This is a genomic window from Ruegeria sp. ANG10 (genome assembly GCF_040705255.1).
Classification (GTDB): Bacteria; Pseudomonadota; Alphaproteobacteria; order Rhodobacterales; family Rhodobacteraceae; genus Ruegeria.
In genome coordinates, this window is record NZ_JBFCVU010000016.1 from 1 (window position 1) to 11,798 (window position 11,798).

Annotated in this window: 9 protein-coding genes and 2 pseudogenes; 6 read left to right on the top strand and 5 right to left on the bottom strand. The window is 57.0% G+C overall.

From position 1 onward, the window contains the following. The first annotated feature begins 145 nt into the window (after nt 1-145). Complete coding sequence (locus tag AB1A64_RS21430) at nt 146-1,123, top strand: CoA ester lyase (RefSeq protein WP_366554066.1); 978 nt, start codon at nt 146-148, stop codon at nt 1,121-1,123. Between the two features lie 88 nt (nt 1,124-1,211). On the opposite strand, the gene AB1A64_RS21435 is transcribed toward AB1A64_RS21430, so the two are convergent. The 4 genes from AB1A64_RS21435 to AB1A64_RS21450 form a co-directional block, all read right to left on the bottom strand. Next, on the bottom strand, nt 1,212-1,991 hold the full coding sequence (locus AB1A64_RS21435) for an IclR family transcriptional regulator (RefSeq protein WP_366554068.1): 780 nt from the start codon (nt 1,989-1,991) through the stop codon (nt 1,212-1,214). An 11-nt stretch (nt 1,992-2,002) separates the two neighbouring features. Further along, nucleotides 2,003-3,361: a TRAP transporter large permease gene (locus tag AB1A64_RS21440; RefSeq protein ID WP_170351952.1), complete on the bottom strand. Its 1,359-nt coding sequence runs from the start codon at nt 3,359-3,361 to the stop codon at nt 2,003-2,005. Beyond that, nucleotides 3,361-4,026 (bottom strand): TRAP transporter small permease subunit, encoded by a 666-nt coding sequence (locus AB1A64_RS21445; protein WP_170351953.1) that lies wholly within the window; start codon nt 4,024-4,026, stop codon nt 3,361-3,363. The genes AB1A64_RS21440 and AB1A64_RS21445 overlap by 1 nt, the downstream gene beginning before the upstream one ends. Before the next feature lie 68 nt (nt 4,027-4,094). Further along, entirely contained in the window at nt 4,095-5,333 is a 1,239-nt protein-coding gene (locus tag AB1A64_RS21450; protein WP_170351954.1) for a TRAP transporter substrate-binding protein, read from the bottom strand. A 108-nt stretch (nt 5,334-5,441) separates the two neighbouring features. On the opposite strand from AB1A64_RS21450, the gene AB1A64_RS21455 reads away from it, so the two are divergent. Then, nucleotides 5,442-7,037, top strand: a complete 1,596-nt coding sequence (locus AB1A64_RS21455; protein ID WP_366554071.1) for a GMC family oxidoreductase N-terminal domain-containing protein — start codon at nt 5,442-5,444, stop codon at nt 7,035-7,037. Here the strand turns inward: AB1A64_RS21455 and xylB are convergent. Beyond that, a pseudogene (xylB, locus tag AB1A64_RS21460) lies at nt 7,034-8,470 on the bottom strand (xylulokinase). The gene AB1A64_RS21455 and the pseudogene xylB overlap by 4 nt on opposite strands. A 122-nt stretch (nt 8,471-8,592) precedes the next feature. On the opposite strand from xylB, the pseudogene AB1A64_RS21465 reads away from it, so the two are divergent. From AB1A64_RS21465 to AB1A64_RS21480, 4 genes and pseudogenes are all read left to right on the top strand, one after another. Then, nucleotides 8,593-8,838: pseudogene (locus AB1A64_RS21465) on the top strand (LacI family DNA-binding transcriptional regulator); the annotation flags it as partial. Between the two features lie 14 nt (nt 8,839-8,852). After that, the gene (locus AB1A64_RS21470) at nt 8,853-9,317 is read left to right on the top strand and encodes a hypothetical protein (protein WP_366554073.1); all 465 of its coding nucleotides are present in this window, start codon (nt 8,853-8,855) and stop codon (nt 9,315-9,317) included. A 299-nt stretch (nt 9,318-9,616) separates the two neighbouring features. Continuing rightward, nucleotides 9,617-10,570 carry a LuxR C-terminal-related transcriptional regulator gene (locus AB1A64_RS21475; RefSeq protein WP_366554075.1) on the top strand — a complete coding sequence of 318 codons (954 nt, stop codon included), beginning with the start codon at nt 9,617-9,619 and terminating at the stop codon, nt 10,568-10,570. Between the two features lie 121 nt (nt 10,571-10,691). Then, nucleotides 10,692-11,684, top strand: coding sequence for an MBL fold metallo-hydrolase (locus AB1A64_RS21480; RefSeq protein ID WP_366554077.1), 993 nt, complete (start codon nt 10,692-10,694; stop codon nt 11,682-11,684). The last annotated feature ends 114 nt before the right edge of the window (nt 11,685-11,798 follow it).

An 11,798-nucleotide genomic window follows, 5' to 3' on the forward strand; every position in this document is an offset into this window, starting at 1 on the left:
CTGGATCATCGAAGTTGTCGACGGTCTGGCCGCCAATGGCGAAGACGGCAACAGCGCCGTCGAAGCCAAGGTCAAGGCCGAGGTCGCAGACCTCTGCGCCAAGTTCCCTCTATACCCGAACCTGTAAGACGAAGGACCCTTACCCATGAGCTTTCACAATATCGACCAAGCCCCTGCCCGCCTGAACCGCAGCGAACTGGCCGTTCCCGGCAGCCAGCCCGGTATGTTCGAAAAGGCCGCACAGTCAGATGTAGATGTGATCTTCCTCGATCTGGAAGACGCGGTTGCGCCTGATGAAAAAGAACAGGCCCGCAAGAACATCATCGAGGCGTTGAACGATATCGACTGGGGCAACAAAACCATGTCGGTGCGGATCAACGGGCTGGATACGCATTATATGTACCGCGATGTGGTGGATGTGGTCGAACAGGCCGGAGAGCGTCTTGACCTGATCATGATCCCCAAAGTTGGCACCGCTGCGGACGTCTATGCGGTCGATATGCTGGTGACGCAGATCGAGGACGCCAAAGGCTACAAGAAACGGATCGGGTTCGAACACATCATCGAAACCGCGCTTGGCATGCAGAATGTCAGCGAGATCGCAGCGGCCTCCAAACGCAACGAAAGCCTGCATTTCGGAGTGGCCGACTATGCGGCGTCAACCCGGGCCCGGACCACGATCATCGGCGGTGTAAACCCTGACTATTCCGTTCTGACGGACCCGGATGCTGACGGAGGCCGCATGACGCATTGGGGCGATATGTGGCACTATGCGCTGGCGCGTATGGTGGTCGCGGCCCGCGCCAATGGCCTGCGCCCGATTGATGGTCCGTTTGGCGACTTTCAGGATCCCGACGGATACCGTGCAGCGGCGAAACGCGCGGCGGTTCTGGGATGTGAAGGCAAATGGGCCATCCACCCCAGCCAGATTGCCCTGGCCAATGAGGTCATGTCGCCATCCGAGGCCGAAGTCACAAAGGCACAGCGCATTCTTGTCGCCATGGCCGAAGCTGAATCGGCGGGCAAAGGCGCTGTGTCTCTGGATGGCCGTCTGATCGACTATGCCTCGATCCGTCAGGCCGAAGTGCTGGTCGAAAAAGCAGGCCAAATCGCGGCGGCCTAAACCGCAGATCACGGGCCAGATTTATAGTACAGCGCCAAACGGTTTTGTGGATCGACCACTGTTACAGTTTGGCGCTGCGTTTATCTGGTCACTCAGCGAGAAGACTTGAAAGTTTTTTAGCACCCTGCCGCAAGGTTTCCAGAAACGACATCAGGCTGCCGACATCATGGCGTTGGGTCGGTGCGTGAACCGATAGCGTGCCTACCAACCTGCCCTGCCCGTCCTGAACAGGCACCGCAAGTGCGGACATCCCGGTCATGAATTCCTCATCATCGGTTGAATACTGATTGTCGGAAATGCATTGGACTTCGGCCTTTACCGCCTTGGGGTCCGTCAGCGAACGCTCGGTCTGCGGTTGAAGCTTTCCCGCCGAAAGAAACCCGTCCAGCGTTTTCTGACGCAGCGTGGACAGGTACATCTTGCCACTGGCCGTGCAGTGAAACGGAACCTGCGTGCCCACGGGCAGCTGAATGCGCAGGGGCCATTTGGTTTCCACCCGGTCCAGATAGATCATCCCCTCGCGGTCGGGAATGGCGAGGTTGCAAGTCTCTCCCACCTCCTCGGCCACGCTGCGCAATATGGCCAGGCGCGCGGTCCGCAAATGTTCGGCAGACATGGTGTTGACGGACAGCAGCCGCAAACGACGGCCAGGGCCATAAGACCGGCCGTCGAGATCGCGTTGCAGAAACCCCTCGGCCTCGGCCGTTTGCAACAGCCGGTGAACGGTGGGTTTTGCCAGACCCAATGCATCGATCAGGTCTGAAGGTTTAACGGCTACCCCGCGCCGTGCCACCTCTTCCAGGATCAGCAGCAGGCGCAGGTTCGTCGGGATCTGAGTTTCTTTTTCTTGTGTTTCCGTCTCGGCCATCCCGCAACATTCTAGTTATTTGGCAGCAGGATCAAGGCCAGATCGGGCACCAGCGACACCAAAATCCAGACCGACAACAGAGCGACCAGATAAGGCACCGTATACCGCAGCAGCCGGAAGTAAGGCACGCCCGTCACACCCGATGCCACATACAGGTTCAGCCCGTAAGGTGGCGTGATGAACCCGATAGAGGCACCCACAAGGAAGATCACCGAGAAATGGATCGGATCAATGCCAACCGAGGCGGCAATAGGCGCCAAGATCGGCGCGAGAATGATCGTGACCGGAAGACTTTCCAGCACCATGCCCGAGAAGAAGACGATCACCATCGATGTGAACAGCACCGCATGATAACCACCCATCGAGGTCACAAAGTTCCCGATGGTCTCTTGCGCGCCGAGCAGCGACAGGATTTGTTGCATCACAACAGAAATGGCGATCAGCGGCGCAAGGATTCCGGTGATCTGGGCTGAGCGGATCACAATCGAGGGGATCTCGGGGATCGTGAAGCCTTCAACCACGAACATCTCGGCATAGCTTTTTTCGGTCGGTGGAATGTCATTGCGTGCGCCCATGACGCGGTTGATCGGATAGCTGACCAGCCCTGCGATGACGCAGAAACCCACGGTCACACCCGCTGCCTCGGTTGGTGAGAATTTACCCGTGTAAATGCCCCACAGCACCAATCCGATGGCGAAAAAGCCCAGCCACGCACCAAAGGCGGTTTTCAGAACCCGGTTCAGCTGCAGCGGGATCAAATAACCCCAGCCATTGATCCGGCAGATGATCCAGCAGGCAAATTGCATGCCGAACACCATCAATGCACCGGGCAGGATACCCGCCACAAACAGCTCGGAAATAGGCAGGTTCATCAGGAACCCGTACACGATGAAGATGATCGAAGGTGGGATGATGATCCCAACTGTACCACCCGCCGCAGCTGTTGCGGCACTGAAACGTTCATCATAGCCGCCCTTGACCATCTCAGGGTGCAGCATCGAACCGATGGTTGCGGTTGTTGCCGAGTTCGATCCCGAGATCGCCGCAAAAAGCCCGCAAGCCCCCAGCGACGCCATTGCCAGCCCGCCGCGTATCCAGCCCAGACAGGCATATGCAAAATCACTGAGCCGCCGCGCGATGCCGGATTTGTTGATCAGGTCGCCAGTCAGGATGAACAGCGGCATCGCCAGCAGGGCGAAGCCTTTGTTGAACACGTTCAGCAGCTCGGCCCCCATATTGTCGAGCGTCAGGCCCAGCACAAAAGAGCAGCCAATAACCCAATAGCCGATGACCAGCAGCACTGGCACGCCCAGCATGAACAGAAAGGTGACCCCAAGCGAGATCAGTGTGACCATGGTTCCGTCTGTCATCAGTCTGCTCCAATCACGGCCTGCTTGATCAGCGGCTCACCTGTTTTCCAGTTGTGCAGATCGTCGGCGAGGTTCTGAAACACTCGCCCAACCATCAAAAAGAACGACAGCGGCGCGGCCAATAGGAACCACCACTGCATGATGTTGTCTGTACCCAGTACGATCTGAAAGTTTGATGCCGACAGCGCCACCAACCGTGTGGTGGTCACGATGACGATCACTGCGAAGATGAACCAAAGGACAGCGTCTAGGAACAGGCAAGCCAGTTGCCCGCCACGCGGCATAGAGGTGCGAAATTCGCTAAAGCTTAGATGCGTGCGTAGCCGCACGTTATAAGACGCGCCGAACCAAGCCATCACCATGAACAGCAGTGGCGGGATCGTTGTTGACCAAGGCTCCTGATCGTTGAACACGAACCGGTCAATCACGCCCCAAAAGATGATGAAGGCAATCGCAAGGTAGGAATAAACCATCACGGCACGTTCAAAGTGGCGTTCGACAAACGGCACTTTTTGGTAAATCCACATGATGAGGAGCCCACCCAGGGCCGAGACGATTGCGCCTACGACCCATGTTGCGTCGGATTCCAGCGCGGATTGAATCTCGAATGAATCGAAAGTGAGTAAAGCACTGAATATCGCGCCGACATCTGCCCAAAATGACATGAACCCCGTCCTCCCAGTCGGTGTTTAGTGGAACCGGCCCACACGGGCCGGTTCGTATTAAGCTTAGATTAGGCTTCGCCTCTCCACCAACGGCGTGGCTCGACGTTTTCCGCAATTGTATCTGCGGGGATCTCACGCGCGATGTCGTAGATTTCCTGATATGTGTCGATGCCACCGGCCCATTTGTTAATGCGCTCGCGCCATTGTGCCCAAGGCTCGGGGTTGTAGTTGGGGGCACACATTTCTTCGGCCAGTTTGATCTGGTCGTCCGCCAGAAAGGCCGGGCGTACGCCGTTTTCAGCGAAGATCGTGTGCGGCAGTTGCGGTTCCGAGAAGCCAACGGTGTTCAACAGCGCGGCTTCGTTCGCGCCTTGGATCAGCGCCTGCGTGAAGTATGAAGACTCCATCACCGCATCCTGCAGTTCGCCGCCCAGGCTGTCGAAGACCTTCGAAGACATGGACGTATGCTCGGTACCGCAGAAGAATTTCAGGTTCACCGATTGCGAAACCACTGGCGCCATGTTGGCGTAGGCCACAGCCGATGCCCAAGTTTCGGCGCCGTCGATCAGGCCGGTTTTCAGTGCGTCCAGCGTTTCCTCCCACGCGACAGGCACCGGGTTCAGGTTCAGCAGTTGCATGGCGATACGGCCAAGTTGCGTGCCCGTGACACGGTTCTTGGTACCAAACAGTTCTTCCAGCTTTGTGACGGTTGGTTTGTCGGCAAAGTTCGCACCCATTTGCAGGCCGCGCAGTTCACAATGGGTGAACAGGAATTTCAAACCGTGCCGTTTTTCCAGCGGATCACGCAGGATGCGCTGGCTCGCCGGGCTGTAGAAGAAGTGGTACTGCGCTGCGCGGCTGGGGAACATATAGGCATAGTCCAGCACGTTCAGATACGGCGCACCACCGGCCGAGTTCTGGGTCGAGGCCGCATAGATATCGACAATGCCCTGCTGAGTCTTTTCAACACAGCTCAGCTGACCACAGATCTGGTTGTCGCCGATGAACTCGATGCGAATCTCGCCATCGGTGCGCTCTTCCAAGTCACGCGCAAACTCGATTGCGCCCGCACGTTCGATCAGCAGGTTGCGGGTATTAAAGCCCGAAGCGCCGAATTTCAGAGTGTGTTTCGGCTCTTTCGAAAACCGCTTTTCGTAGGTTGATTCGGCTGCCTGCGCCAGATTCGCAAGGCTCATCGCCCCACCGAACCCACCTGCAGCCAGCAGAGTCGAGCTCATACCGTAACGGCCTGCCACACGGAAAAAATCCCGCCGTGAAATACCACTTAGTTTCCGTCCGATCTCCATTGCTTACCTCCCTGATCGCAAATAATGAGACGTTTTGTATCAAAAAAGGCTAGTATATTTCTCATCGTTTGGCTAGAACTTTTTGAAACCAGTTTCAGGGAGGTGATCATGGAAGTAGACTATGCAGTTGTCGGGGCCGGGTCTTCGGGCTGTGTTATCGCCAATCGCCTGAGCGCCGACCCAAACGTGACCGTTGCTTTGCTTGAGGCCGGTGGTCGGGACACCAACCCGTGGATTCACATTCCGGTAGGATACTTCAAAACCATGCATAACCCCTCGGTCGATTGGTGTTACCGCACCGAACCTGATCCGGGGCTGAATGGGCGCTCTATCGACTGGCCGCGCGGTAAGGTGCTGGGCGGGTCTTCGTCGCTGAACGGGTTGCTATACGTGCGCGGCCAGAAAGAGGATTACGACCGCTGGCGTCAGATGGGCAACGAAGGCTGGGGCTGGGACGACGTGCTACCCCTGTTCAAGCGTTGCGAGGATCAGGAGCGTGGCGAGGATGAATTCCACGGCGTCGGCGGACCTTTGTCCGTGTCAAACATGCGAATCCAACGCCCCATTTGTGACGCCTGGGTCGCAGCCGCGCAGGCCGCAGGTTACCCGTTCAACCCAGATTATAACGGCGCGGAACAAGAAGGCGTCGGCTACTTCCAGCTGACCACGCGCAATGGCCGCCGTTGCAGCGCGGCCGTGGCGTATCTGAAGCCCATCCGCGACCGACAGAACCTAAACATCATCACGAAGGCCCTGGTGACACGGATCACGCTGGTGGGCAAAAAGGCAACCGGATTGGTCTATCGAGATCGTTCAGGCGCAGAAAAAACCCTGAAAGTTCGGCGCGAAATCATCCTGTCCGGTGGTGCGATTAACTCACCCCAAATCCTGATGCTGTCGGGGATCGGCGACCCGGACCACCTGAAGGAAAACGGGATCGAGCCGCTGCACGCCTTGCCCGGTGTCGGCAAGGGATTGCAAGACCATTTGCAGGCAAGGCTGGTGTTCAAATGCAATGAACCCACGTTGAATGATGAGGTCCGCAGCCTGTTCAATCAGGCGCGTATCGCCTTGAAATACGCCCTGTTCCGTGCCGGTCCGATGACCATGGCTGCCAGCCTGGCGACAGGGTTCATGAAGACCCGCCCCGATGTTGAAACTCCGGACATTCAGTTCCACGTTCAACCTTGGTCCGCCGACAGCCCCGGCGAAGGTGTGCACCCGTTTTCGGCCTTTACCATGTCCGTCTGTCAGCTACGGCCGGAAAGCCGGGGTGAGCTGCGGCTGAACGGGCCGGACCCGTCAAAGCACGTCAAGATCATCCCGAATTACCTGTCGACCGAAACGGATTGTCGGACCATCGTCGACGGCGTGAACATCGCCCGTGGAATTGCCAAGCAGAATCCGCTGAATTCGAAGATTTCAGAGGAATTCAGGCCCTCGGCGGATCTGAGCTGTGACGATTACGAAGGTACGCTGGATTGGGCCCGGTCAAATTCGACCTCGATCTATCACCCGACCGGCACCTGCGCGATGGGTAACTCTGAGGCGTCGGTTGTCGACGCAAAGCTAAGAGTCCACGGAATTGCCAATCTGCGGGTGGCGGATTGTTCGATCATGCCCGAGATCGTAAGCGGCAACACGAACGCCCCTGCCATCATGATTGGGGAAAAGGCCAGCGACTTGCTGGCGGCCGATGCCTAGACGGCAGCGCGAACTGCTTTGTAAAGCGCACGAAACCGGCCAAGCCGGTCCGACAATACGCCCATTTCCGCAGGATCGAACCTGACAGATCCTGCGGGCTGGATGGCAAAATCCTCAATACTCAGCGCTTTGTCACCGCAAGCCGCCAAACGTGCCGCGCCATAGGCGGGGCCGGAGTCCGCCCCCTCAGATCGAAGAATGGGTTTGCCTGTCACCGTTGCAATCAGCCCAAGAAGCAGGTCGGACCGGCTGCCGCCACCGATGGCGGCCAAATCCGACAGGCCGTCTATCGAGTCACCAAAGCTTTGGGCGGCGTCGGCGAAACAAAAAGCGATGGCCTCAACCACCGAGCGACAGATTTCCGCACGTGTTGTCGTGTCTTCCAACCCAAAGAAACAGGCGCGTATATGCGGGTCGCCGTGGGGGCTTCGTTCGCCTGTCAGGTATGGCAGGAAAATAGGTACGCGGTCGTGGCGTGCTGTTTCGGCCAGCGCGATGACTTCCGCCGCGGACAATCCAAACTGCCCGCCGATCCACGCGATTGGCCGAGCGCCGTTTAGCATTGCCGCCATCTGGAACCAGCGATCAGGGAGTGTATGCGCAAACGCATGCACATACCGTTCCGGGTTTGGCTTATAAACGCGATCCGCAACAAATAGCTGACCGGAGGTGCCCAGCGAAATAAACCCTCGCCCCGGTTCGGTTGCCCCCAGCGACACTGCGCCTGTGGCCGCATCCCCTCCTCCTGCCACAACGGCTATGCCGGGCTTCAGTCCGGTCTGGGTGGCCGCATCTGTCGTGATTGTGCCTACAACTTCGTGCCCATCAGAAATTTTCGGCAGCCAATGGGTCGCCACATGTGTCGCCTTGGCAATCCCGCTGTGCCACCGCCGCGCTGCTTGATCCAGCCACAGGGTGCCCGCCGCATCACAGGGGTCCGTCGCCAGGGCCCCGTGTAGGCGCAGCCCGATATAATCCTTCGGCAACAGGACATGAGCGATGCGGTCATAGCTCTCAGGCTCATGCCGCTTCAGCCATGTAATCTTGGGCGCAGTGAAGCCCGGCAGGGGTAGAACGCCCGCGATCTGACCAATCTGCGGCAGCGCATCGCGAAGTTCACCGCATTCCTGCGCCGACCGGCTGTCATTCCACAGAATAGCCGGGCGGATCGGGTGCAATTCCCGGTCAAGCAGTACGGCTCCGTGCATCTGACCCGACAGACCGACAGCCCGAACGTTCGCCAACGTGATCTGTTCCCCCAGCTTGCGCAGCGACTAGCAGGTGGCGCGCCACCATAGGTCAGGATGCTGTTCCGACCATCCAGGCTGTGGCGAGGAGGTTTGCATTTCAACCGAAGCCGTCGCCACAATTCGTGCAGTATCGGCGCAGACAACTTTGACCGCTGATGTGCCGATGTCGATCCCGAGATACATTTACAATCCTTGCCCTGCGTCCGAGGTGCGGCACACGTCCGGCTATGGATTTTTTAACGCGCGCAAAGAATATGTAAAGCTATGATAAGATCAAAGCGGCGAAGATCCGCAGGTAGATTGGCATGACCAAGATTAAAAACATGGAAGAGTTCGCGGCCCGCAGCGGGATATCCCGGTCGACGGTTTCGAAATATTTCCACGACCCGGACAGCGTGCGGCCCACAACGCGTGCGCGTATCGAAGAGGCGTTAGAGCGATTTGACTATCGTCCCAATATCTACGCCATAAATCAGAACCGGAAGCTGACCAAGAATATTGGTATCATCGTGCCCTATCTGGCCGATCCCTTCTTTGCTGAGATCGCGCGCTTGAAAAGGTTGGTGTGACACTGACCCGCAACGTACATACGTATGAGGCCATGAAGCAGCGTGTTCTGAATGGCGGCCATCAACTGCTTGCGAATGTTGGGGAAATACTGAATGTCCCAACACTTGCAAACTGTATGCAGGATGACGATATCACGGCCTTTTTCAAAAAGGTTCAGGCTGAGGGTTTATTACCTCATGTCGCGCCGGTGCCTGGAACACCACCTGCTGACTATCTTGAACTGGTCGCGAGACGTTTTGCGAATACTGCCATTCACGACACGACACGCCGGGTTGCGTTTGATGGCTCGTCCCGCCACCCCGGATTTTTGCTACCGTCGCTGCGTGACGCACTGGCGTCAGGATCGCCAGTGAACGGGCTCGCCCTGGCCGAGGCATTCTGGTGCCGGATGTGCGCGGGCCTTCGTGAAGATGGAAGCGAAATCGCGGATAATAACCCCCTTTTGGACCAAATTGCATGACGCTGCGCTAGCCGCGAAAGCGGACCCCTTGATCTGAATCGCACAAAGCAAATTCTACGGAGACATCGGCCGGGAAGAACGTTTTGCAACAGCGTTTGCCCAGTGGCTCAGGACCATCTGGCAACGGGGAAGCCGGGCGGCAATTGCGCAATACCTCGGGTAATCCGGTAGCTGGCCTTCGGCTTTCGAGGTCAAATATTCGCGATAAATTTTGAACATCTTGCAAAATCGGGCAAAACTACTGGCAATGTCGGCAAATAGGTTTCATCGGGTAACCTATGTTGCGCTCGGAGGTTGGCTTGAAACCCACAATTTCGCAGGAAACCATCGCCAAATGGCAGCGGATCGTCGATCTGATTGCCCGGGTTGCCGATGTCCCTGCAAGTCTCGTGATGCGGACACATGCGCCGCATCATTCTGTCTTTGTGACCAGCAGAAGTAACAACAACCCCTATGAGGTAGGATGCGGCTTCACTCTGAGCGAAAAATTGTATTGCTATGGCGTTCTGAAACGCGATGGCGAACTGACGGTCGAAAATGCAACCCAAGACCCGGCATGGTGTGACAATGACGACCTAGAACACGGGATGAGTTTCTATATCGGCTATCCGCTCAAATGGCCTGATGGTACGATTTTCGGAACAATTTGCGTTTTGGATTCGCGCCGTAACCAACGTGCGCTGCTGTTCCGCGAGGGCCTGCAGGAATTCGCGAGGGTCATAGAATCCGATCTTTCGTTGCTGGTTGAGATTGACCGCCGCACCGCGCTTGAGGCGGAATTGCAAGCCACGCTGGATCAGCTGGAACAGCGCGTGGCCAATCGGACCGCAGATCTGGAAGAGGCAAATGCCGCGTTGCGGGTATTGCTGAGCAGTGTCGAAACTTCGCGGCAGGAATATGACGCCAAGATTCTAAGTCAGATAAAGGGGTTGGTGGTTCCGCATCTGGCAAAGCTGCGTGGCCGAATGGACAGCGACCCTGCCGGTCGGATTTATCTGGACCTTGCCGAAGAAAGCTTGAAGTCCATCACCTCCGAGATGAGTGGGCAACTGACCACGATCTTTGAATCCCTGACGCCAACCGAACAGGAAATCGCACAGTTGATCATGCGGGGGCAGACGACCAAGGATATTGCAAGAACGCTGTCACGCGAACCCAGCACGATCGAGTTTCACCGCAACAACATACGCGCAAAGCTTGGATTGAAACGCAGCGGTAAGAACCTGCGCAGCCTGCTTTTGTCGATCCAGTGAACATGGGGAATCCCCCCATGTTTCCCCCGTAGATTTTCGATGCACTGTTTAGTAAGTCCGGTTGGTACCCTGTTTCTGTTCCGGCAAAGACCGGAACGAGAGACAACAGGGAATACCAAAAATGGAAAGAGATGACCTGAACCTTAAGCCAACGCTATTGCGTGGTGACAAGGATGAGTTGACACCGGGCCTGTCGCGGCGGTCCTTCTTTATGGCGGCGGGCGCTGCCGGTGTTGGTGGGGCGGCCTCGCTGCTGACCACGACATCTGCCAAGGCGCAATCCACCGACTGGACCCAACCCGGTAACAACAACGGCGTGATCGAGTTGCAGAAAACCACGGGACAATCCGTGGATGGGACCGTCGGGATCGACTATTACGGTCACTGCGCCATCAAGATCACATCACCCGGTGGAGCCACTGTTCTGTTCGACCCCTGGCGCGATGACCCTTCGGGTGCGTGGGGTCTGTGGTTCAAGAATGAATTCCCGGAAACGCCGGTCGATATCTGCATGTCCACGCATACGCATTTCGACCATGACGCCATTCACCGCCCGGTTTCGACCATGGTTCTGGACCGGATGGTTGGGAACTTTGAATTCGCCGACATCAAGATCACCGGTTTTGCGGACAAACACGTGTGCCGCGCACCGGGCTGGTACGACTGGACCAACGCACTGGGCGAGTTCGGAGTGCAAGCTTGCCCGCCGGACAACGTCAGCCACATGGACATGGTGGTATATCTGATTGAAACCGGCGGTATCCGCACACTGATCTGGGGCGACAACCGGCACGATCCACCACAGGAATTCTGGGATGCGATTGGCCAGGTCGATGTTCTGACATTGCCCGTCGACGGGTCGCAGCACATTCTGGACTATAAACAAGGCAACGACATCGTCGAAAAGCTGAAGCCCAAGATCATCATTCCAACGCATTACCTGAGCGAGACCACAAGCTATACGCTGACCACGCTTCAGAATGCGGATGAGTGGGTGAAATCGCAGAAAAGCTACAAGATGCTGGATTCGGCAAGCCTGTCTCTAGAATCGGGTGACGTGGCCGGAATGGATCGCGAGTTCCTGTATTTTGGGCATAACGCTCACACAGCCTGACCTAGGCAGGCCGGTAGGGCGGTTACCTTCGCGCAGGCCGCCCTGCCAAAAACCCGCGACGGATACACAAAACTCGCAGCCCGAAACGCAGCAAAAGCCGCTAAATAAAACAAA

Coding starts and splice junctions, on each gene's coding strand:
- AB1A64_RS21430 (WP_366554066.1), top strand. CDS start 146: ATGAGCTTTCACAATATCGACCAAGCCCCTGCCCGCCTGAACCGCAGC.
- AB1A64_RS21435 (WP_366554068.1), bottom strand. CDS start 1,991: ATGGCCGAGACGGAAACACAAGAAAAAGAAACTCAGATCCCGACGAAC.
- AB1A64_RS21440 (WP_170351952.1), bottom strand. CDS start 3,361: ATGACAGACGGAACCATGGTCACACTGATCTCGCTTGGGGTCACCTTT.
- AB1A64_RS21445 (WP_170351953.1), bottom strand. CDS start 4,026: ATGTCATTTTGGGCAGATGTCGGCGCGATATTCAGTGCTTTACTCACT.
- AB1A64_RS21450 (WP_170351954.1), bottom strand. CDS start 5,333: ATGGAGATCGGACGGAAACTAAGTGGTATTTCACGGCGGGATTTTTTC.
- AB1A64_RS21455 (WP_366554071.1), top strand. CDS start 5,442: ATGGAAGTAGACTATGCAGTTGTCGGGGCCGGGTCTTCGGGCTGTGTT.
- AB1A64_RS21480 (WP_366554077.1), top strand. CDS start 10,692: ATGGAAAGAGATGACCTGAACCTTAAGCCAACGCTATTGCGTGGTGAC.